19 protein-coding genes are annotated in these 21,182 nt (G+C 69.5%); 11 read left to right on the top strand and 8 right to left on the bottom strand.

The genetic code is table 11. From position 1 onward, the window contains the following. Nucleotides 1-261: 261 nt before the first annotated feature. Nucleotides 262-1,542 (top strand): Rieske (2Fe-2S) protein, encoded by a 1,281-nt coding sequence (locus BL254_RS19405; RefSeq protein ID WP_047223647.1) that lies wholly within the window; start codon nt 262-264, stop codon nt 1,540-1,542. Between the two features lie 139 nt (nt 1,543-1,681). Here BL254_RS19405 and BL254_RS29010 read toward each other — a convergent pair whose 3' ends face one another. Further along, nucleotides 1,682-1,810 (bottom strand): hypothetical protein, encoded by a 129-nt coding sequence (locus tag BL254_RS29010; protein ID WP_256386265.1) that lies wholly within the window; start codon nt 1,808-1,810, stop codon nt 1,682-1,684. Nucleotides 1,811-1,990: 180 nt separating this feature from the next. Between BL254_RS29010 and BL254_RS19415 the strand changes: the two genes are divergently transcribed. The 5 genes from BL254_RS19415 to BL254_RS19435 are packed head-to-tail and all read left to right on the top strand — an operon-like array spanning nt 1,991 to nt 7,737. Beyond that, entirely contained in the window at nt 1,991-3,724 is a 1,734-nt protein-coding gene (locus tag BL254_RS19415) for a PEP-utilizing enzyme (protein ID WP_076844439.1), read from the top strand. Next, nucleotides 3,721-4,794, top strand: coding sequence for a hypothetical protein (locus tag BL254_RS19420; protein WP_076844441.1), 1,074 nt, complete (start codon nt 3,721-3,723; stop codon nt 4,792-4,794). Before BL254_RS19415 ends, BL254_RS19420 begins: the two co-directional genes overlap by 4 nt. Continuing rightward, nucleotides 4,791-5,645: an HAD family phosphatase gene (locus tag BL254_RS19425; protein WP_076844443.1), complete on the top strand. Its 855-nt coding sequence runs from the start codon at nt 4,791-4,793 to the stop codon at nt 5,643-5,645. Before BL254_RS19420 ends, BL254_RS19425 begins: the two co-directional genes overlap by 4 nt. Further along, nucleotides 5,645-6,247 (top strand): hypothetical protein, encoded by a 603-nt coding sequence (locus BL254_RS19430; protein ID WP_052914689.1) that lies wholly within the window; start codon nt 5,645-5,647, stop codon nt 6,245-6,247. Before BL254_RS19425 ends, BL254_RS19430 begins: the two co-directional genes overlap by 1 nt. Further along, nucleotides 6,244-7,737: a pyruvate, phosphate dikinase gene (locus BL254_RS19435; protein WP_052914690.1), complete on the top strand. Its 1,494-nt coding sequence runs from the start codon at nt 6,244-6,246 to the stop codon at nt 7,735-7,737. The genes BL254_RS19430 and BL254_RS19435 overlap by 4 nt, the downstream gene beginning before the upstream one ends. A 256-nt stretch (nt 7,738-7,993) precedes the next feature. Here the strand turns inward: BL254_RS19435 and BL254_RS28630 are convergent, their stop codons facing one another. Beyond that, nucleotides 7,994-9,082: a cation diffusion facilitator family transporter gene (locus tag BL254_RS28630; protein WP_371390974.1), complete on the bottom strand. Its 1,089-nt coding sequence runs from the start codon at nt 9,080-9,082 to the stop codon at nt 7,994-7,996. A gap of 48 nt (nt 9,083-9,130) precedes the next feature. On the opposite strand from BL254_RS28630, the gene BL254_RS28635 reads away from it, so the two are divergent. Next, nucleotides 9,131-9,637: a hypothetical protein gene (locus BL254_RS28635; protein WP_175648422.1), complete on the top strand. Its 507-nt coding sequence runs from the start codon at nt 9,131-9,133 to the stop codon at nt 9,635-9,637. Nucleotides 9,638-10,078: 441 nt separating this feature from the next. Here the strand turns inward: BL254_RS28635 and BL254_RS19450 are convergent, their stop codons facing one another. Further along, nucleotides 10,079-10,582, bottom strand: a complete 504-nt coding sequence (locus BL254_RS19450; RefSeq protein WP_047223652.1) for an NUDIX hydrolase — start codon at nt 10,580-10,582, stop codon at nt 10,079-10,081. Nucleotides 10,583-10,731: 149 nt separating this feature from the next. Here BL254_RS19450 and BL254_RS19455 point away from each other — a divergent pair, with 149 nt between their 5' ends. After that, the gene (locus BL254_RS19455; RefSeq protein ID WP_076844447.1) at nt 10,732-12,312 is read left to right on the top strand and encodes a toll/interleukin-1 receptor domain-containing protein; all 1,581 of its coding nucleotides are present in this window, start codon (nt 10,732-10,734) and stop codon (nt 12,310-12,312) included. A 13-nt stretch (nt 12,313-12,325) separates the two neighbouring features. Here BL254_RS19455 and BL254_RS19460 read toward each other — a convergent pair whose 3' ends face one another. The 4 genes from BL254_RS19460 to BL254_RS19475 form a co-directional block, all read right to left on the bottom strand. Continuing rightward, complete coding sequence (locus BL254_RS19460) at nt 12,326-14,155, bottom strand: DUF4407 domain-containing protein (RefSeq protein ID WP_076844449.1); 1,830 nt, start codon at nt 14,153-14,155, stop codon at nt 12,326-12,328. A 335-nt stretch (nt 14,156-14,490) separates the two neighbouring features. Further along, nucleotides 14,491-15,897, bottom strand: a complete 1,407-nt coding sequence (locus tag BL254_RS19465; RefSeq protein ID WP_047223654.1) for an NAD(P)/FAD-dependent oxidoreductase — start codon at nt 15,895-15,897, stop codon at nt 14,491-14,493. 191 nt (nt 15,898-16,088) lie between these two features. Continuing rightward, complete coding sequence (locus BL254_RS19470; RefSeq protein ID WP_047223655.1) at nt 16,089-16,757, bottom strand: TetR/AcrR family transcriptional regulator; 669 nt, start codon at nt 16,755-16,757, stop codon at nt 16,089-16,091. Further along, on the bottom strand, nt 16,754-17,218 hold the full coding sequence (locus BL254_RS19475) for a nitroreductase family deazaflavin-dependent oxidoreductase (RefSeq protein ID WP_076844451.1): 465 nt from the start codon (nt 17,216-17,218) through the stop codon (nt 16,754-16,756). Before BL254_RS19475 ends, BL254_RS19470 begins: the two co-directional genes overlap by 4 nt. Before the next feature lie 483 nt (nt 17,219-17,701). On the opposite strand from BL254_RS19475, the gene BL254_RS19480 reads away from it, so the two are divergent. The 3 genes from BL254_RS19480 (at nt 17,702) to BL254_RS19490 (ending at nt 19,958) form a co-directional block, all read left to right on the top strand. Beyond that, nucleotides 17,702-18,418 carry a DedA family protein gene (locus tag BL254_RS19480; protein ID WP_047223657.1) on the top strand — a complete coding sequence of 239 codons (717 nt, stop codon included), beginning with the start codon at nt 17,702-17,704 and terminating at the stop codon, nt 18,416-18,418. A 697-nt stretch (nt 18,419-19,115) separates the two neighbouring features. Continuing rightward, complete coding sequence (locus BL254_RS19485) at nt 19,116-19,658, top strand: YbhB/YbcL family Raf kinase inhibitor-like protein (protein ID WP_076844453.1); 543 nt, start codon at nt 19,116-19,118, stop codon at nt 19,656-19,658. Between the two features lie 168 nt (nt 19,659-19,826). After that, a complete protein-coding gene (locus tag BL254_RS19490; protein ID WP_047223659.1) occupies nt 19,827-19,958 on the top strand; it encodes a DLW-39 family protein in 132 nt (43 codons plus the stop codon). A 105-nt stretch (nt 19,959-20,063) separates the two neighbouring features. Here the strand turns inward: BL254_RS19490 and BL254_RS19495 are convergent, their stop codons facing one another. Then, nucleotides 20,064-21,008 carry a methionyl-tRNA formyltransferase gene (locus BL254_RS19495; protein WP_076844455.1) on the bottom strand — a complete coding sequence of 315 codons (945 nt, stop codon included), beginning with the start codon at nt 21,006-21,008 and terminating at the stop codon, nt 20,064-20,066. Nucleotides 21,009-21,182 lie beyond the last annotated feature (174 nt).

The following is a 21,182-nucleotide window of genomic DNA, read 5'->3' on the forward strand; positions in this document are numbered from 1 at the left end:
CCAACCGAGTAACGACCAACTGTCTCATTTGACTTGACATCTACCGGGGTACGTCGCGCGAGGGCTGACGAGGATGGCAGGAGCGGAGCAACGGGAGACTGTYACGCTCCGTTCTGCGGGAGCCCAGGGGCGCGATTCTCCCGGGCCACCCGACCTGAGAAGCAGGGTGCTACAGATGGCGCGGCATTCCCGTGCACCGGATGGGAACAACCCGACCAAGCGATGTCATTATTGATTTGGTAACAATCCAGAGGAGGCCCTGTGTCGGCTCGGCGACGACGGCTGAAGGCTTATGACCGACGCCTGCTGGCGAACCAGCCCGTCAGTGAGAAACAACGCACCGACTACCCGGTCGGTTGGTACTTCGCCCGCTACGGTGAGGATCTCAAGCCGGGCGACGTCGTTCCGCTCGAGCTGATGTCACACCAGTGGGCGCTGTTTCGTACCAAGAGCGGCAAGGTCGGCATCATCGACTCCCTGTGCTGCCACGCCGGCGCTGACCTGGCCCGATCCGGCTGGGTGACCGAGGACCGGCTGGCCTGCGGATACCACGCCTGGGAGTTCGAGACCGACGGCCGCTGCACATCCATGCCGCGTGTGCCGACGGACAAGATTCCGGCCCGAGCGCGACAGCGCTCAATCCCGGTGATCGAACGGGCCGGGAACATCTACTTCTGGTACGGCCCGGAACCCGTCCGCGCGTTCGTCGACCTGTCACACTTCGAATCCGACCGGTTCGAGAACGTCAAGGGCCAGATATACATCGGCCGTGGCGATCCCGAGCGTATTTCGGAACACATTGTCGATTCCTATCACTTTCCGTACAGCCACAAAATCAAAGTGCCGGTCGAGTACTCCGTGCTGGCGAACGAGGGAAACCGGTTCGAGTTCCAGCTCCACCCACTGAGCAACGCCGGAGACGCCCGACTTCAGGCGATCAGCACCCACGCCTTTGGTGAGATGGCCGCCCCGTGTATCGGCGTCTATCGAACCCAGACCAGCACAAAAATCAACAGGAAGACCCCGCTGCTGACGGTGCTCACCGCCGCGACCCCGATCCGTGAGGGCCTGTTCACCTTCTCCTGGCGCATCGCCGTCCGCAAGATCGGTCCGGACCGCTACTTCCTGCCACTGAACAAGGCGTTCGCCCGCTTCATGTTCTTCCTGGTTCGCTGGAACTACTACTCCGACATGGAAGTCCTGAAGTGGATGCGCAATCCACCGGCCAAACCTCTGCTGGTCAAGCCAGACGGCCCGGCCATCCGTGAGTTCCGGCAGTTCTACCGACGCCACGTCATCCCCGGCTGGCGCTGGGGTGATCCGGCGCCGGAGGGTTGGACGGGCTCGAACGGCGGGGTGAAGAGCACCGCGCTTGCGGGGGTCTCGGTCAACGGCGAGACCGGCACCGTTCCGGCAACCAGGGCCGTCGCGCCGAACCCGACGGTGCCGGTGAACGGGACGGCCCCTGTCAACGGGGCCATCCCGACCCCCGAGACCCGGCCCGGTCCGATCTTTGCCGGGAAACAGGGAGGCCCCAGGTAGGGGCCTACTCGGGGCCTCGATGAGGGCGGTCTGGCGTCTGCGCCTGGCCGTGTACCGCTTCAGCGGCCCTGCGTGTCACGATCGAGATGGCCCCCGCCACACAGGCGGGGGCCACGTGGTGCGTGTAGCCCAGGCTGCGTCATGCCTGCCGCGTGGGCCAGCTCAGCCTGGCGCCAGCCGCGCCGCTGGCGCGGTTCCCGCACAGCCGGCCCAGCTCGAACGCCAGCTTGGCCGCCGGGTACGCCTCCCGCGCACCCGGCTCACCCATCCGCCGTTCCCCCAGCTCCACCCGTGTCTGTCGGTTGTTTTCGTGCGCATCCGACGAGCCCTCTCTTGACAACAAACACTTGTTTGTAAACGCTGACTGCACCTGACGAGCAGGCAGCCTCACCGCCTTGTTGTCCGTGGCCGGGGCCGGAGCGGGAGGCCAGAGCAGGAGAGGAGCCGCATGACCATCAACGTGGACCCGAGCGGTCCTTTACACACACAGTCACGACTTGAACGCTTCTGGAGCACGACGAACGTGGGGGAGGCACTCCCGGGCGTGGCAACACCCCTGGGTTGGTCGCTGTGGGGCCCCGCGGTCGACGTCGGGGTCCGTGACTGCTTCGCGCGTATGGGTGCGMTCGCGTCCGGTGATGTCCGTGTGCAGGACGATCCCAACGACGCCGTCGCCGCCGTCTTCTACGGCCGCGCCGCCCTGAACGTCAACTTCTTCTGTGAGATGGGCGGGCTGCTGCCCGGCTCGGGGCCGGACGCGATCGCGCGCCAGCTGCTCGGCGAGGTCCCGGCGGGCATCCCGTTGGCCCGCTCCAGGCGCCGCCTGCCGTTCGTCGCGGTCAGGATGCCCTACGCGCTGGCCACCATCCGCCGGGACGTGATCGCGCGGACCGGGCCGACGAAGGCCTGGTGGCAGGCCTGGGTACCGCGTTTCGACACCCTCGACGAGGCCGGCGCCCGGCACGCGCTGGCCGAGGGCCGGGACCGCTTCACGGAGATGATCCGGGTGCAGGCCGGTGGCGTGTTCATCGGGGTGCAGGCGGTGTACGACCAGCTGCTCACCCTCATCGAGAAGGCGGGCCTGGACCACGCGCAGGCCAACGCGCTCGTCGCCGGCCAGGGCTCGCACGCCGAGACCGACATCATCTTCGACCTGTGGCGGATGGGGCGTGGGGAGCTGGATCTCGACGCCTTTCTCACCGAGCACGGCTACCACGGACCCCGCGAGGGCGAGGTCTCCGGGCGGGTCTGGCGCGAGGACCCCACGCCGGTGCTCCRCCTCGCCGCGCAGTACGGCGAGCGCGACGACGCCCAGGACCCGGCGCTGGCCGCCGCGGAGCGGACCCGGGCGCGCGAGCGGGCCGAGCGTGAGCTGCTGGCCGGGCTGCCCGCCGCGCAGCGGCCGGGGGCGAAGCTCGTGCTGAAGCTGGCCGTGTCGCGGATCCCGCTGCGCGGGGTCGCCAAGGCCGCCTACCTGCAGGCTCTCGACGTCGCCCGCGGAGCCGCTCGGAGGCTGGGCACACTGCTGGCCACGGACGGGCGTCTCGACGATCCCGAGGACGTGTTCCTGTTCGAGGTCTCCGAGCTCGTCGACGGGCTGCCCGCCGGGGCGAAGGAGATCGCCGCCCGGCGGCGCGCCCAGCGCGCGGACTTCCTGCGTCACGATATCCCCACGCACTGGCAGGGCCGGCCCGCGCCCTTCGAGCTGGCGCCCGCGGACGACACGTCTGGTGCCTCGGACGCGCAGGACGCGCAGGCCACTGTCAGTGGCATCGGTGCCAGCGGCGGGATCGCCGAGGGCTTCGTACGCGTGGTCCACGACCCGACCTTCAACGACATCGAGCCCGACGAGGTGCTCGTGTGCGTGACCACCGACCCGAGCTGGGCGTCGGTGCTGTTCCTCTCCTCGGCTCTGGTGGTCGACATCGGCGGCCTGCTCAGCCACGCCGCCGTGGTCGCGCGCGAGGTCGGGGTGCCGTGCGTCATCGGTACGGGCAACGGCACCAGGGTGCTGCGCACCGGCGACCGCGTCCGGGTCGACGGCAACAAGGGAACGGTGGAGATCCTCAGGCGGGCCGCGGAAGGCGCGGACCGCGACGGCGTGACCCGTGGCAGCACAAAAAGTGACAGCACAAAAAGTGACAGTGTGATCCGTGACAGTGAACTGGAGAGCACCGCATGAGCACTCCCACGGCCACCAGTGCGACCACCGGCACGGCCACCGTGTCGTCCCGCGGCGTCCCGGCGGAATGGTTGCCCCGCCCCGAGGACGAGCTGTTACACAAGCCCTTCGGCGACGAGTCCTTACCGTGGAAGGAGACCTTCTTCATCACCGTCCGTGATGACATCCTCAACGCGAACATCAACATGCACATGACGGTCAGCGCCAATCGCTCGCCGAACACCCGGTGCGCCATCGGAGTCGCGCAGGGTAACAACTCGGTCATCCAGGTGCTGCGGACCGACGGGACGCACAACGACCGGCAGGTCGGCAACGAGCTCGCGCGGCTGGAGGTGGTCAACCTCTCCTGGGACTCCAATCACGAGCTGCGGTGGGTCGGCAGCCTCGACGAGGTCGAGTTCGACCTGACGCTGAAGGGGAGGCACTTCGCGCCCCTGTGGGACACCATGTTCAAGGGCTACTACGCCACCGGGGAGAGCGGGCAGGTCTACTGCCACACCGAACAGGTCGTCACGGCCAACGGGACGATGCGCTGGCGCGGCGGGYCGGAGCTTGCGTTCTCCGGCTTCGGCTGGCGCGACCGCGGCTGGGGCCGGCGCAAGACCCAGCTCATGTGGAACACCGGCTGGGACCTCCTGTCGGCGATCCTGCCGGACGACAGCGTCTTCTCGGTCATCGCGCTGCGCAGCCACGAACTGCCCGAGCCGGCTCCCATGCCGGTCGCCGGCTGGTGGTCGGACGCGCACACGCTCGTCCCCTGCGTGGGCGGCGTCTACCACAAGGAGGCGACCGCCTGCCCGAAGCACTACGAGCTCGAGTTCTCCAACGGGCACCGCATCGCCGGTGACCTGGTGCGTCCGACGGGGCGGGTCGCGGTGGCGATGCAGGAGTCCGAGGTCGGGCTGGACGCCCCCAACTGGGCCGCCACGATGCAGGACTACTACGCGATCTTCGTTGACCCCGAGGGGCGGGAGTTCCCGCTGTTCACCCAGAACGGCTACATCCACAAGGTCGACGTGTTCCGTGGCGCGCAGTTCGTCCACGCGGGCTCGCCGCCCCGCCGGGCATGATCGGGGCGGTCGTCTTCGACGTGGGCGGGGTCCTGTGCCCGAGCCCCGTCGGAGAGTTCGAGAAGGTCGACGCCGAGTACGGCCTGCCGGCGGGCACGGTGATGTCCTTCGTCCGCGGCGGCGAACTGTTCGCCCGCTGCGAGACGGGGCGGATGCCGATCGCCGAGTTCTACCGCCGGTGCTCCTCGGCGATTGCCGAGAAACATCATGTCGACGTGCCGGCACAGCGTCTGGACGCGATGCTGTGGGCGTGCATGGGCGACAGCGTCCGGCCCGAGATGGTCGCGCTGGTCGTCGAGGTCAAGGCGGCCGGCTACCAGACCGCGTTGCTGACGAACATCTTCGCCGAGCGGCGTGACTGGCTGCACACGCTGCTGCCCGCGGGCACGATCGACGCCTACGGCGACTCGTCGGAGCTGGGGCTGCGCAAGCCCGATCCCACGATCTACCGCAGGCTCCTGGCGATGCTCGGCCGCGGGCCACGGGAGGTGGCCTTCGTCGACGACTTCCCCGAGAACCTCGTGCCCGCGCGCGACCTGGGGATGGTCGGCGTCCTGTACGAAAGCTCGCGGCAGGTGCGCCGGGCGCTGGTAGAAGCCGGCGTGCGGATCACCCTCGATCCGCTGGACGGCCGCACGGGCGAGCCGGAAGCGCGTGAGCCGGGAGTACGTGAGTCGGAAGCGCGTGAGCCGGGAGTACGTGAGGTGGGAGCGCGTGAGGCGGGAGCGCGTGAGGCGGGTGGGAGCCCGCGAGGCCGGGCCGTGGCCCCGCCCGAGCGGGTCGGCGCTTCATTCGAGCGGCCCGGCGCCCCGTCCGAGCGGGCAGCAGTTCCATCCGAGGAGGTGGCCTGATGGATCTCGCGGTGTTGCAGGCGGTGCGGTTGAAGGGCGGGCTGGCGGACGCGTCCACGGTGATCTGGCTGGCCGGCGGCGACGAGGCCGCCGTGCGCCGCTCGCTTGGGTCGCTCGTCGCGGCCGGGCAGGTCCAGGAGCGCCGCGGCCGCTATCGGCTCATGCCCGGCGGGCGTGACATGCTGCGGGCGGCGCTGGCCGCCGAGCGCGCGGGCCTGGACGTGACCGCGCTCGACCTGGTCTGGGAGGAGTTCAGCGCGCACGACCACACGCTGAAGGTCATCCTGCGGGACTGGCAGCTGCGCGACGGGGAGCCCAACGACCACTCCGACGAGGCGTACGACGCCGTGGTCATCACCCGGGTCGAGGCGCTGCACGGCGACGTGAGCCGTCTCGCGACGCGGGCGGCCGCCATCATCCCCCGGCTGAGCCGCTATCCCGGCCGGCTGGAGATGGCGCTTGTCCGGCTGCGCGGCGGCGACCGGCGCTTCCTGACGCATCCGATGGTCGACAGCTATCACACCGTCTTCCACGAGCTGCACGAGGAGCTCTACGGCGCGACCGGACGCGACCGGGCGAGCGAGGAGGCCACGACCGGATGACCACGATCACCACCGCGGTGCGCCCGCTCGTCCCCGACCTCGACGGCGACCGCGCCTTGCTGGGCGGCAAGGCGTGGGGCATCCAGCGGATGCTCGCGCTCGGGGTGCCGGTGCCGCCGGCCTTCGTCGTGACCACCGAGGCGTGCGCGCGCCACCGCGCCGGCGGTGGCCGGCTGCCCGCCGACGTGCGCGCGGCGTTGCCCGCGGCGATCGCTCACCTCGAGGAGGTCACCGGCCGCACCTTCGGCCGCGGGCCCGCGCCGCTGCTGGTGTCGGTGCGTTCGGGCGCGGCCGTATCGATGCCCGGAATGATGGACACCGTCCTGAACCTGGGGATGACGCCGCGGGCGCAGGTGGCGCTGGCCGCGTCGACGGGCAACGCCCGGTTCGCGGCCGACACCGCCCGGCGTTTCACCCGCCAGTTCGAGGCGGTCGTCGGTGTCGCGCCGCCCACCGAGCCGGCCGCGCAGCTCGAAGCCGCGGTGAGCGCCGTGTTCGCCTCGTGGGACTCGCGCCGCGCCCTGGCCTACCGGCGCGAACGCGGGCTCGACGACAACGCGGGCACCGCGGTGACCGTGCAGGCCATGGTGTTCGGCAACCTCGACGACGCGTCCGGGACGGGCGTGCTGTTCACCCGCGACCCGCTCACCGGGGATCCCGAGCCGTTCGGGGAGTGGCTGCCGCGGGGGCAGGGGGAGGACGTGGTCGCGGGCACCCACGACCCGCTGCGCCTCGCCGAGCTGGCCCGGGCGCAGCCCGCCGTGCACGCCGAGCTCATGGCGCTCGCGGCGACGCTCGAGCGGGAGTGCCGTGACGTGCAGGACATCGAGTTCACCGTCGAGTCCGGGCGCCTGTGGCTGCTGCAGACCCGCGCCGCGAAACGCTCGCCGGTCGCCGCCGTGCGGCTGGCCGTCGCGCTCGCGGAGGAGGGGCTCATCGGCGAGCGCGAGGCCCTGGACCGGGTCTCTCCCGCACAGGTCGCCGCCGTGCTGCGCCCGCACATCGAGCCGCACGCGCGCGCGGCCGCACGCGTGCTGGCCTCGGGACGCCCCGCCTGCCCGGGGGTCGTCAGCGGCGTCGTGGTCTGCGACACCGAGGTGGCTCAGGATCGCGCCGACGCCGGTGAGGCCGTCGTGCTGGCCCGTCCGACCACCGACCCCGAGGACGTGCCGGCGATGTCGGCCGTCGCGGCGATCCTCACCGAGCTCGGTGGCGCGACGTCGCACGCCGCGGTGGTCAGCCGCGAGCTTGGCGTGCCCTGCGTGGTCGGCTGCGGCACCGGGACACTGATGGGCCTGGCGGGCACCGAGGTGACCGTGGACGCAGCCGCGGGCGAGGTGCTCGAGGGTGTGCTGCCCGTCGTGGCCCCGGCCGGGGCCGGGGACGAGCCTGACCTCGCGCGGCTGCTGGCCTGGGCCCGCGCCGAGCCCGGCGCAGATCCGGCCGCCTCACTGCCGGACCTGCTCACGGCACGCGACCGCACCAGGTAACGCGGCCGCACCAAGCGCCTTGAGCGCTGGCCAAGTAGCGCGAATCCCGTCCGCAACCATCCACACAGGTCATGATCGGCGTCCATCGACGCGACGCTGACCATTGCCGTCGGCCCGCTGGCCGCGCGGGTGCGCCGGGGGCCGGGTGGGCTGTGGACAACTCTCGCCGTACCGCGTGCCGCCGGCTGCCCCGGGAGCGCCTCACGGGCTGGTGCCCTGTGGGTCGGCGTCCACGGGTGTCCTACGAGCTGGCGTCTCACTGGCTGGTGTCACCGGTGCGGGAGTGCGCGAGAACGCCGTGGCGGGCGAACAGTGCACACCGATGGTCAGCGTCACGCGTGTCATACGGGTCATGCAGGTCGTACATTGCCAAGTCGCGCGCTGCCGGTTCGTGCGCCGCTGGGTGGTCGGTGTGAACGGTCGCGGTGATCAGCCGCGGCACGGCGTGGGTGAGGGCATGCTCGGCGGCCATGGCGATCGCGTGCGCGTCGACGACGGTGAGCTCCCCGGGGACGACGATGTCGGCCTCGGCGTGCAGGCGGTGGCCGATCCAGCGCAACCGGACCCGGCCGACGGCGCTGACACCCCGGGTGGCCCGTAGCGCGGCCTCGGCCGCGTCGATCAGATCCGGGTCGACGGCGTCCATCAGGCGTCGGTAGACCTCGCCGGCGGCGTCGCGGAGCACGGCGAGGATCGCGACGGTGATGACCAGGCCGATGACCGGGTCGGCGGTGTCCCAGCCCACGGCCACACCGGCGGCGCCCAGCAGCACGGCCAGCGAGGTGAACCCGTCGGTGCGGGCATGCAGCCCGTCCGCGACCAGCGCCGCCGACCCGATCCGCCGGCCGATGCGGATCCGGTGTCGAGCCACCAACTCGTTGCCGGCGAACCCGACCAGCCCGGCCGCGGCCACCGCCGGCAGATGGGTGACCACACGGGGATGCAGCAGCCGGTCGACGGCCTCGTAGGCGGCGAAGCCAGCGGACGCGGCGATCGTCGCGAGGACGGCGACGCCGGCCAGGTCCTCGGCGCGGCCGTAACCGTAGGTGTAACGGCGGGTGGGCGGCCGTCGGCCGAGGACGAACGCGATGCCGATGGGCAGCGTGGTCAGCGCGTCCGTCGCGTTGTGGATGGTGTCCCCGAGCAGCGCCACCGATCCGGACAGCATGACGATGACCATCTGAAGAGCAGCGGTCGTCCCGAGCACGGCCAGCGATATCCACAGCGCACGGATCCCCGCGGCGGACGTCTCCACCGCCGAATCCACCCGGTTCGCCAAATCATGGGAGTGCGGCACCAGCCAGTGAGGCAGTCGTCGCCGCCACCACACGTCATGCGTGTGCACCGTGCCGTCCCCGGCGCCACTGTCACCATGACCGTGATGGTGGTCATCGTGACGGCTGTTTCCACCTCCGCGGCCACCACCGCCATGCCCGTGGCCACCGCTGTCACCACCACCACCGCCGCCACCATCGTCATGACCACCGCCACCACCGTGGCCGTGGTCATGACGATGACCATGTCCATGGTCATCGTGGTACTGCTCGCGGTCACCGTGGGAACGGTCACCACGGTCCCTGTGGATGAAGCGGACGAAACGGTGACCATGGGCGGGGTGGTCGCTGTGGGCGGAACGGTGACCATGGGCGGAACGGTCATCGTTGGCGGCRTGGACGGCACGGTGACCATCAGCGTCATGTGGACGGTGACCACTGGCGTCATGAGGATGGCGAGCATCGCGAGAACGAGCATCGCGAGGATGAGCATCGTCAGGACGAGGGTGACCGCTGGGGTCCGGGACACGCTGTTCATGCGCCATACCCGTACGCTGCCACGAAAGGATCATTGCGGCGACGGCGCACCACACCGCCATACGCAGATACGGATTCCCCGTAGATGACCGTCCCCGCAGGTGCGACAGCGTCGCAGGCGGGGCGCGGCCGGCGGTGTCCGCGAACGGAGCCGTGACGTCGAGAACGMGGGGTGAGGGGGAGCGGAAACCGCGTCACCGCTCCGTTCGCGGGCTCTTCTTTCGCACCCTCGCTCCCGCTCGCCGGTCGGGAAACAGGATGTGTGGTCGGTCCGGTGGGGTTGGTGGGCGGGCGGCGGCCAAGGGTGTCGAGGGGAAGCCCGGGCGCCCTGRCCGGGGCGGTCCGGTGAGGAGCGGAAAAGCGCGCACAGCGGCGAACTTGTCCAGATCATGGTTTGTGTGGGTGGCCCCGCACGGGTATACGGCCAGGAGCGGGCAGGCCGACGGCCGTCGCGTCCGAGCCGGACCAGACAGCCATCGTCGGGGTGCGTGCGAACCGGTGGCCGATCGTCCTGACGGGTGTGCGGCTGGTCAGCCGGGTGCGGCCGTCGGGGGCCGGCCGTGCTGGAGGTAGGCGGTCTGGCCGGTGCGCAGGGCGTCAGCGCAGGCGTGGACGCGTCGGGCGATGTACGGCGCGAGAAGCTGATCGCGTTCCGCGGGGGTGCACAGCCGCCATGCGATCAGCTCGTCGGCCTGTAGGCGCAGGTGTCGCTCGGCGTCATCGAGGGTGAGCACCCCGCCGTCAAAGACGAAGTTGGCCAGCGCTGGCCGTCCGTCGTCCTGGGGCGGTATCCAGTCGATCGCCAACAGCCGTCCGAGCCGCAGGTCCAGCCCCAGCTCTTCCTTGATTTCCCGTCGTGCGGTCTCCCACGGGTACTCTCCCTCCTCCATGTGACCGCCGGGCAGGAGCCAGGAGTCGGTGCGGTAGGACGGCTGGACGAGCAGGATCCGACCATCGGGATCATGGAAGAGGGCGCTGGCCCCGGCGATCGAGCGCGGGAGCGTCGCATAGAACTCCGCTGGTGGCAGTGACATCTGCTTCAGATTAGCGGAAGGCGTAGGTGGCAACCGCCGCTATGACGGCGCTTTCCACCTACAGACGTGGAAGCCGTGGGTGGAAATAGTCGTTATGGCGACGGAAACCACCTACGCTCCCCATCCGTTGTTGGTGGGATGCTGGGCACGTGACCGACGGGGGCGCCGATGAGGGCCGCTGGGACTTCTTCGTCTCGTATGCCGAGGCGGATCGTGAATGGGCGGAGTGGCTCGCCTGGACGTTGGAGGAGAACGGGTACCGGGTTCTGATCAGGGCATGGGAGTCCGTCCCGGGGACTGTCTGGTCCGCTCTGGAACAGGAGGGCCTGCGCCGAGCGAGCCGGCTGCTGGCGGTGGTGACACCGGCCTATCTCGAGTCGGATGACGGCGGCGCGCAGTGGCAGGCGGTACGGGAATCGGACCTGAAAGGAGATGCCCGGCGGCTGGTCCCGATTATGATCGAAACCTGTGCTCCGGGCAGCCTCGGAATGCTGGGGACACGCGGACGGATCGACCTGACGGATCTGTCGGGGCCGGCTGATGAACGGGTGGCGCGGATCCGGCTGCTCGACGGGTTGCGGGACGCACAGGCTGGGCGGAGGAGGCCGGACAGCCCGCCCACGTTACCGGTCCGGAAACAGGCCACGGCAGGCCGCATGAGACCGGCAGGTCCGATGCCGTTCCCGGAACGGGTAGCCCGCGCGACCGAGCGGGGAGCTCCGGGGCCCGGGTCAGGGCTGTCGAACGATGCGGATATCGCCCCGGCGGGGACTGGAGGCGGGGCCGGAGGCGATGTGCCCTCGACCTTTCCGGGCATTCCGTCCTCGAAACCGGCCACATGTTCTGGCCGTACCCGGGTGGGGGCGCACACGGATCTCGACGGCGGCCGGGACGCCGACGAGCTCCGCCGCCTGGGAACCGAAAACCCCGGCGGTCCCGGCGAGCCGGCCAACTGGCCCGCATATGAGGCTCTGGTCTCTCGTGCCACGGCCCCCCACGTCCTGGCCGTTGCCGGCCGGCTTGCCGCGACGGCCGGCGAGCCGCCTGAATTCCGTCGTCTTCTTCTCGGCCTCTGCCGTTACCACTACGCGCGGGGGCGGTTCGGCGAGAGCCGTGACCTCGCCGAACGTGCCCGCCGCCACTGGCTACCGGTGCTCGGCCCCGACCATCTCGACACCCTGGCCGCGGGTCATCATCTGGCCCGTGCTCTCTTCGCCCTGAAGAGGGACGACCACCAGAGGGCCTACGAGCTGGACCAGGATATCCTGAGTCGGCGGCGGCGGATTCTTCCGGCCGACCATCCCGACATCCTGGCGTCAGCCAACAGCATTGTCATGGATCTGCGTGCCCTGGGCCGTTTCGACGAGGCGTACACGTTGGCTCTGGACACGTGGGAACGTCGGCAGCGGGTTCTCGGCGATGACCACCCGGACACCCTTTCCAGCGCGGCGAACCTTGCCGGATGCCATTACCTGCTCGGTGACCACCCGKAGTCGCTGCGCCTGAACAAGGATGTCTGGGAGCGCCGGCGCCGGGTTCTCGGTGACCATCATCCCGACACGCTTGCCTCCGCCATCAACACGGCGATGGACCTGTACGCCCTCGATGACCGGAGGCCGGCCCGAACGGCCGCCGAGAAGGCGTTTGTGCGCTGCCAGGAAGTTCTCGGCCATGACCATCCGTGGACGCGGACGGCTGCCGGCCTTCTCCGGGAGTGGCGTGAACAGTGATCCGGAGTATCCGTCATGGCCGTTCGTCCGGCCCTCGTTCGTCGTCCCGTGGGGCAGGAATTTCTGGAATATCAGGGAAAAGGTCGGCTGCCGAGCGCGTCGCCCGCATCCATTCTGACAGGTCCCGGTCCGGAGCGGGTGCCCGTTCCGAGGCGCGTTCCCGGATTCGGGTGACTACTGTCGCGGCCTCGCGTGGGGGGTATACCTCGTCGGCGTCCGGCAGTTCCTCGGCGGTGAGGACCGTGCCCCGGAGTTCGTCCCCGACCCGGGCCGTGACCAGCGGACCGATCACGAGCGAGATCGACTCCAGGGCGCGGGTGGCGGTGAAGAAGGCCCGGAAGGCCGTGGCATCGATGCCGTCCCTCCCGGGGAACGCGACTGGCGTTCCCGCCGCGCGGTTGGGCGCGATCGAGTCGAGAACGCCTCGGGCCCGCTCCCGGACGTCCTCGAAGGTGCTTTCCGCCGGTGGTACGAAGTAGAACGTCTTCTCCCAGGATCCGGACATTATCGGCCCGTCGTAGGTAATCTGTGTGCCCTGTCCTCCCACGGCGGCGGCCAGGGGGCTGGAGAGCGAGTCGARCAGATCGCTCAGCTCTGGTGAGATGTTTTCGGAGGTGTACACCGTTCCTTTCAGCTCCTCCTCGACCCTGTTCGCCCCGTAACGATGTGGCCATCGTCGCACCCGGCGAGCCCTGGGCTTTTTTGTCCCGGTTGTCCCGTGGCGACGACGCGGATCTCGTTTCGTCTGTCCGATGTTGTCACCGGTCACCCGACGATCCCGGGATGCCGAGTAGTGATGGCGCAGATCTCGTTTCGCCTGTTCGGCCCGCAGCCGGATCTCCATGAGATCGACGTCCTCGTCGGCCCTGGACGAGGCGAGCATGACCCGTAGCCGGGAACGGCTCGCGGCGGCGACGGAGATCTCGTAGGCGCTGTTGCGGCCGGCCAGCTTGATGAACAGCACCGCGAGGTCGAGAGCTATGAGCAGCAGAGAGATCATTACACAGACCAGAAGCGCGTGCAGGTTGTGGCGGAGTACGGTCAGCAACGCGTCCTGATGGTCGAGAACGCCGGCGGGCGGCGGTGCGCTGTCGTTGTTCTCCGCCGTCTGTCTCCTGGCGTCACCGTTGATCCGTTCGATGTTCGCCGACCTGTTCGACTGTGCGGTGGCAAGGGTTTCCGCGGCCTCGTTCTGCCGGGCGACCGCCTTTGCGTAGTTATCGTTGAGAAGCTTGAACACGGGGCCGTTTCCGGCCAGGCCGGTGGCTCCTCGGCCCTCGCGCTCGTCCGTGACCGCGGTGAATGCCTCCCTGACGGCCGTACTGGCGGCCTCGAGTTGGTTCTGGTCATTTTTGATCTCATCGTCGAGCGCGGCGAGCCGAGCGGTTCTGGCCTGCTCGACTGCGGCGTTGAGCGTGGCCGTCCGGTCGGTGTGCCGCCGGCCGAGTTCCGCCGTGATCTCGCTGTCGAACATCTTCAGGACCAGCGGGTCGGTCACGATGACCGCGATGAGCAGGGTGATCACGACTCTGATCGCGTAGCTGCCGATCCTCGGCCGGCCGCGCGGTCGCGCGTCCTCCTCGTGGAGGTCGGAGAAGTCGACGCTCACCTGGGACAGCAGGAATCTGTCGTAAACCACCACGGCCGCCGCGACCAGCAGGCCGACGAGCACTCCGGGGAAAATCCCGCCCCCGGTCGCAATCATCAGAAAGAACGTGCAGCCGGCCGTCGCATAGACGTAGTAGAGCGCCATGAACAGGGCGGCACAGGTGTACCGGGCCCGGTCGGTGAACACGGTGACGTGCGCCGGGTCGATCCCGGCAACGACGAGTAGACGGTTCACGTTTCACCGGCCGGCCGCGCGTTTCCGACGGCTGGCACGCGTCCCACGGCCACTGGATCAGGAAATTTCATACATGATCTTCGTAAATCCAGATGGACCTTCATTCAGAGCTCCCCGCCGTGCTCCATGACCGGGAACGACGCCTCCCGGGACGACAACTTTATACCTGTGTCCACACGGTGGCCGGATTCATCCGTGATGTCCGCCGGGGGCACGCTTCTGGATGCTTCGTCCGCGGGCCGTTCGTCGTCTTCCCGAAGCCACGACGGTGCGCGGGGACGGCGACGGCCGGTATCGGTCCAGCGGACGGAGAGCGGTGGACGGAGGACGGCGAGCTACAGGCCGTATTGTTCGAGGAGGCGTAGCCAGATTTCGCTGACGGTGGGGAATGACGGGACCGCGTGCCACAGGCGGTCCAGGGGTACCTCGCCGACGATGGCGACGGTCGCGGCGTGCAGCAGTTCCTGGACGTCCGGGCCGACGAACGTCGCTCCGACGATCACCGATCGTTCGGAGTCGATGACCAGTTTGCTRGTCCCGCTGGACGTGGTGCTGGCGCGGCCGCGCACCTGGGCGCCGGCCACGTCGCCCGTACCGTAGGTCACGCTCCGTACCGGCAGGCCGGCGTCCCGGGCCTGCTGTTCGGTCAGGCCCACCGCGCAGACCTGGGGATCGGTGAAGATCACCCGTGGTACCACGTCCGTGGCAGCCGGGACGTCGCGGCCGAGGATGACGTCGGCGGCGAGCCTGCCCTGGTACTTGCCCATGTGCGTCAGCAGCGCCCGGCCGTTGCAGTCACCGACGGCGTAGAGCCAGCCCCCGTCCACCCCGGTGGCCCGCATCCAGCCGTCGACGTCGACGAACCGGCCGGGGGTCAGCCCGACCACGTCCAGGCCCAGATCCGCCGTTGCCGGTCGGCGACCGACGGCGACGAGAATCTCCTCGGCGCTGATCCGGCTGCCGTCGGCCAGCGTCGTCACCACCGCCGAGTCGCCGTCCTGCCTGCGCGCGGACGCCAGCGGCACACCAGTGATCACTTCTATGCCCGTGGCCTGGAAAGCCGCGCGCAGTTCCTCCCCTGCGAACGGTTCCTCCCGCGCGAGCAGCCGCCCGGCGGCCTCGACGATGGTCACCCGTGGGCACCCGAGACGGTGGAACGCCTGTGCCATCTCCACCCCGGTCGCGCCGCCACCGACCACCAGCAGCCGGCGCGGCACGTAGGTTGCCGCGGTGGCGCTCCGGTTGTTCCATGGACGCGCGTCGCGCAGGCCGTCGACCGGCGGGACGACCGCGACCGTCCCGGTCGCGACAACCACCGCCCGTCTCGCGGTCAGCCTTCTGGCTCCGTCATCGCCGGTGATCTCGACTGTCCGGGTCCCGACCAACCGGCCGGCCCCGCGGAACAGCGTGATCTTCTTGCTGTCCAGCCAGGGCACCTGGCCGCCGTCGTCCCAGCCGCCGGTCATGTAGTCGCGCCACGCGAAGGCCGCGGCGGCGTCAACGGTACCGGTGACCGCCTGTGCGGCACCGGGAACACGGCTGGCCGCGGCGAGCACGTCGCCGGGGCGCAGCAGCGTCTTGCTCGGAATACATCCCCAGTACGAGCATTCCCCGCCGACCAGCTCGCGCTCCACGATCGAGACGGTGAGCCCGTTGTCCGCGCATCGGCCCGCGACGTTCTCCCCCGCCGGGCCGCCTCCGATCACGATCACATCGGCCTCGTGCGTGTCGACCTCGTGCATGCMGGCCCCCTTGTGCGCCTGCGGACTGTGCCCGGTAGACCAGGAGTACCCGCTGGATGGCCGGAGGCAGCGCGATCATGTTTTTCGCGCTCGGACGCGCGTCCAAAATTCGATCTTGGAAGTTCTGGGAAAAACTCGCTCCTCGGGCGCTTCGAGGGTGTACGGACGGGACGGGCCGCCACCGATCGCTGTCAGCGGGTCTCGGTCTCGGTCTCGGGCCAGGGGACGGGCACGGCGGTGCTGGTGGCGGACCGTGACCCGCGCGCGGACGCGAAGGCGTCGGCGCCGGCATCCCAGGTTCGTCGCAGGTCGGAGCCGGTGGGGAAACGCTGGTCCAGCTCAAGGATGACCATGCCGTGGGCGAAGGCGAACATGGCCTGCGCCACCTGCGGGTCGCCGGTCGCCAGGAAGAACGGTTCGCCGGACCACTCCTCCAGGCCGGGTGTTGTCGAGCCACGGGGCAGGCGGGAGCTGGTGGCCAGGCGGTACAGATTCGGGTGGGCAAGTGCGTACTCGCGGTAGGCGGTCAGGACGCTTGCGATGCTGCCCTCCGCTCCAGGGTGGCGCACCGCCTGATGCAGAGCCTGGCCGATCTCGGCCAGTGCTTCGTCGACCAGGGCCAGTTCGACGGCGTGCTTGCCCGGCAGGTGCTTGTAGATGGAGGGCGCCTGGATGCCGAGATCGGCGCCCAGCCGGCGCATGGTCAGGGCGTCGGCTCCTTCCGCCTCGAGCAGTCGCCTGCCCGCGGCGATGATTTCCGCGGCGCGGGGGCTGAGCGCACGCGACCGGGACGGTGCGCATGGGGCGGAATCGGCACGCTGGGAGGAGTCGGCRCACGGGGAGGGAACGGACCGCGTCATGCGAGCGGGTCGAGGACGAACACCGGATGCCTCGGCGCGATGCGGGCGAGCTCCTCGTCGGTCGAGTCCGCGCTGACGCCGTCGAAGAACACTCCGACCTCGGCTTTCCAGCGGCGGAGGTAGGCGCGCAGGATCGGCGCTTTGTCCGCGTCCGCCACCTCATGGGCACTCCGGTGCTCCCGGCGGCGCCCGAGCAGGATGTCGAGGTTGCCGTCGGCGGCGCGCAGGTTGCGTACCCACTGGGTCTCGCCTCGTGGCGCGACCAGGTACTGCCCGCCCTCATGGTTGAGGAGGTTGACCGGGACCCGGCGGGGCTGCCCGCTGGTCCGTCCCTTCACCTCCAGGACGCGGCTGCCCCAGATGCTGACACCGGCCCGGGTGAAGCCCGCGACCAGGTYGTTGAAGACATGTCGGGTGAACCGACCGGGCTTGCGATAGTAGATCTTGTCCGCTTCGGACATGACTGATCTCCTTCGGGCGCGGTGATGTCACCGCATGGTTGATGTTGGTGGCCACAGGTGTGGCTAACGGTGTTAGCCGATCCTATCGCGCAGATTCGGTTCGTCACGCGGTTCAACCGCGCATGCGCCTGCCTGCCCGGGTCGACCGGCAACGTCGCCGCGCCGGGGCGGAGCGCGGTGGGTGCGGCAGAGGTGTCGTACGCGGCCGGCGCGGATGTCCGCGCCGGCGTGACGAGACGTCACAGCGGGGTCGCGGCACCTCCCGTGGTCCCACTGGATACGCTGTCGGGCAGCCAAGCTTCGATCTGGTGAGCTGGCGGGCGGTCAGTAACGCGGACGGTCGTGACCGCGTTGCTCTTCGTCGGTCGGGCCAGCCGGGTCGGCGCTGGTCCGTTGTCACTTCGAGGAGTGCCCGGTCGAGGCGGGAACCGAATCGGCCGCCAGCCGCCTGGTATCCCGAGCCGCTTCCGGAGGCCCGCCATCGTGTTGACCGCGTCCACGCTTGCTTCGACGACCCTCGCGCTCGGCCCGAGCTTCCTGGACACGGAGCATCTGGCCAAGGCCGGTCTGTTCGTCATCCTGCTGATCGTCTTTGCGGAGTCCGGGCTGCTGATCGGCTTCTTCCTGCCCGGTGACTCGCTGTTGTTCACGGTGGGGCTGCTCGTCTCCAACGGCACGCTGTCGACCCCGCTGTGGCTGGCCTGCGCGCTGATCTCCGTTGCCGCGATCGCCGGTGACCAGACGGGCTTCCTGTTCGGGCGCAAGGTCGGCCCCACGCTCTTCCGGCGCCCGGATTCCAGGCTGTTCCGGCAGGAGAACGTGGAGAAGGCCCATGACTTCTTCGAGCGGTACGGCCCCCGCTCGGTGATCCTCGCCCGCTTCGTCCCGATCGTGCGGACGTTCACCCCGATCGTCGCCGGGGTCAGCGGCATGAACTACCGGCTGTTCGTCACGTTCAACATTGCCGGCGGGCTGCTGTGGGGTACCGGTGTGACGGTGATCGGCTACTTCCTCGGGAAGGTCGATTTCATCGCGCACAACGTCGAGAAGATCTTTATTGGGATCGTGCTGCTGTCGGTGATTCCGATCGGGTTCGAGCTGCTGCGGGCCCGGCGCCGGGGTGGGCGTTCCGGCCCGGGCGCGGCGCCGGTCGGGGCCCGGCACTCCGCCCGGTCCCGCCGGACCGCCGGAACCGACTGATCAGCAGGCCCCGCCGGATCACCGGAACCAGCTGATCACCGGAACCGGTTGATCCGGTGGCCCTCGCCGGATCAACCAGCCGGCGGGGCCACCGGATCAACCGGTCGGCGAACCAATCGGAAACCGACGGGGGAACGCGGGGAACGAATGATCGGCGATGGAATCGGCCGCAACAGGGGGAGCCGTCACAGCCCAGGTAGTTGGGCCGGGCCCGCGCCGGAAACAACCGGCCTGAAAACAAAGGGTCCCGATGGGTGGCCACCGACACGGGGGGAGTCGGTAGTCGCCCCACCGGGACGTACCCCACCTTAGCCGTCCAGGGTCCGCCGCGTCCCACCCCGGTGCCAAAAACCTGGCTGGGGCTTCCCAACGTGCTGTTGGGCCGCTGGTGCGTCCCGCCCTGGTGCGCAAAGTCGCAGCGTGGCCCGTCGCCTGTCGCGGCCAGGACGGACATCCACATATGGCCTGATTTTCTTTTCGGGAGGCCGCTTCAGGAGACCGCGTGGGAGGCTGCCACTCATCCCCTGCGTGTCCGGCCATGGTCGGTGGGTGGTAGACGGGTGACGGTATTTCCCGGGGCGGCCGGGGCGGACACGGGCGATCTCCGGTACCGGCCTGTCGGAGAACCACGACAACCACAGGAACCACAGGAATTACAAAAGTTCGGTTGGAGAACTACAAGAAGTGAGGTTGGCTGATGTCCCTGCTCGACCGCGGTACTCCCCCGGATCCGTTCGACGTTCTGCCCGTCGTACCGTCGTTCACCCTTACCAGTGACGACTTCGCGGACGGGGACGCGCTCACCAAGGAGTTCGCGCACACCTCGGCCGACGGCGCGAACGCCTCGCCACACCTGCGCTGGTCCGGGTTCCCGGCACAGACGCGCGGCTTCGTCGTCACCGCCTTCGACCCGGACGCCCCCACCGGCAGCGGCTTCTGRCACTGGCTCCTCGTCGACATCCCGGCCAGCGTGACCGAGCTGGCCCACGGGGTGGCAAACGGCGATCCAGCCGGCCTGCCGGCTGGGTCCTTCCACGTGCGCAACGACTACGGGACGGCCGATTTCGGAGGTGCCGCACCGCCTCCGGGGGACCGTCCACACCGTTACGTGTTCGCGGTGCACGCCGTCGACGTCCCCTCGCTCGGTGTCGACAGCTCCGTCACGCCCGCGGTCGTGGGGTTCAACCTGGCGTTCCACACCCTTGCCCGGGGCGTGCTGCGGACCACCTACCAGCGCTGACGCCACCAGCGCTGACCGGCAGCTCTGGACATGGCAGGGCTGGCATGGCAGGGCTGGCACGGCAGCCGTCGACGCCGCCGGCGCTGACGGCTGCCGGTCACAGCCGGCTGTGGGCTTCCGGCATCACGGCGGTGGGCAGGATGGCCGGACGCGGGTAGGTTGACGGACATGCTGCGTAAGCTCGCCGTTCTCGCGGTTGTCGCCGGTGCCGGTGCGGTGGCGACCGTTGTCCGTCGCAGGCGGGGCAGGGACGAGGTCGACCTCTGGCACGAGGCGACCACCGCCATCAACGCGAGCTGATCCGAAGGTTCTCGCCCCTGATCCCTGATGCCGTGACGGGCCGGGTCCGGTGTGACCCGGCCACGCGGTTTTGTGGTGCTCGGGAACGGCACCGCCGCGACGCGGTCACGGGCGGCTGGTGAGGTATCCACCCATGGTGCGGAAGTACTCGGTGGCGGGGTATTCGGCGCCGTCGTCGGTGCGTATTCGGCGGATCACCAGGCCGTGGTTGTGCCCACGGCGGGCGTCCGCGCCGGCCACGATCACGATGCCGTCGCCTTCGCGGATGAAGATGCGGCCCGGCGTGCCGCCGTAGCGTCCCTGCGACACCGCCGCCGACAGGATCCGGATGCGCTCGCCGCGGTGGAACGTGAAGGCGTTCGGGTACGGGTCGGACTGCGCGCGGACCAGGCGTTCGATGTCCTCGGCCGGCCAGGTCCAGTCGATGCGGCTGTCCTCGATCGACCGCTTGTGGAAGAAGCTGGCTCTGGAGCGGTCCTGCCTGACCCAGTCGGTGTGGCCGGAGGCGATGAGCGCCAGCCCGTCGACGGTGATCGGCCCGAACAGGGCCAGCGTCTTGTGGAACAGGTCGGTGGCGGTGTCGGTCGGCTCGACGGACACAGCCCGCTGCAGCACGATGTCGCCGGCGTCGAGCTCGTCGTCCATCATGTGCGCGGTCACGCCGACCTCCCGCTCGCCGTTGATCAGAGCCCAGATCAGCGGGGCGAAGCCGGCGTACGCGGGCAGCAGCGAATCGTGCACGTTGAGYGTGCCGTGCCGGGGCAGGGTGAAGACCTCCGGGGGGATCCAGGTGCGCCAGTTCGTGGCCACGATGATGTCCGGTTCGACCTTCTCCAGCTGGCGTACCAGGTCCTCGTCGGGGCGGCTGCGGATCAGCATGGGAACCCCGTGCTCCTCGGCCAGGTCGGCCACGGAGTCGTCCCAGATCTTCTCGTAGGCGTGGTCGCTGCGGGGATGCGTGACGGCGAGGGCCACCTMGTGCTCGGAGTCCAGCAGGGCTCGCAGAGTGCGATGTCCCCAGGTCTGGTAGCCGAACGTGACGACCCGCATGGGGCTCCTCCTTGACGTGGACAGCCGCTTGGCGCCCTTCGTGGGCGGGAAATTCGATAGAAAATTCTTAAGGTAACCTTACCTAAGCTTTATCGACATGTCTGCTTGAGTCCCGGACATCCCGCCGGCGCCCGCTCGGTACCCATCCGTCATCCGTCGGCTGTCATCCGCTCG

It is taken from the genome of Protofrankia sp. BMG5.30, from assembly GCF_001983005.1.
In the GTDB taxonomy this organism is placed as follows: domain Bacteria; phylum Actinomycetota; class Actinomycetes; order Frankiales; family Frankiaceae; genus Protofrankia; species Protofrankia coriariae.

Bases quoted from the DNA above. Each gene is read 5' to 3' on its own strand.
- BL254_RS19450 (WP_047223652.1), bottom strand. From the start codon at position 10,582: ATGTCACTGCCACCAGCGGAGTTCTATGCGACGCTCCCGCGCTCGATC.
- BL254_RS19430 (WP_052914689.1), top strand. From the start codon at position 5,645: ATGGATCTCGCGGTGTTGCAGGCGGTGCGGTTGAAGGGCGGGCTGGCG.
- BL254_RS19425 (WP_076844443.1), top strand. From the start codon at position 4,791: ATGATCGGGGCGGTCGTCTTCGACGTGGGCGGGGTCCTGTGCCCGAGC.
- BL254_RS19435 (WP_052914690.1), top strand. From the start codon at position 6,244: ATGACCACGATCACCACCGCGGTGCGCCCGCTCGTCCCCGACCTCGAC.
- BL254_RS29010 (WP_256386265.1), bottom strand. From the start codon at position 1,810: ATGGGTGAGCCGGGTGCGCGGGAGGCGTACCCGGCGGCCAAGCTGGCG.
- BL254_RS19490 (WP_047223659.1), top strand. From the start codon at position 19,827: ATGCTGCGTAAGCTCGCCGTTCTCGCGGTTGTCGCCGGTGCCGGTGCG.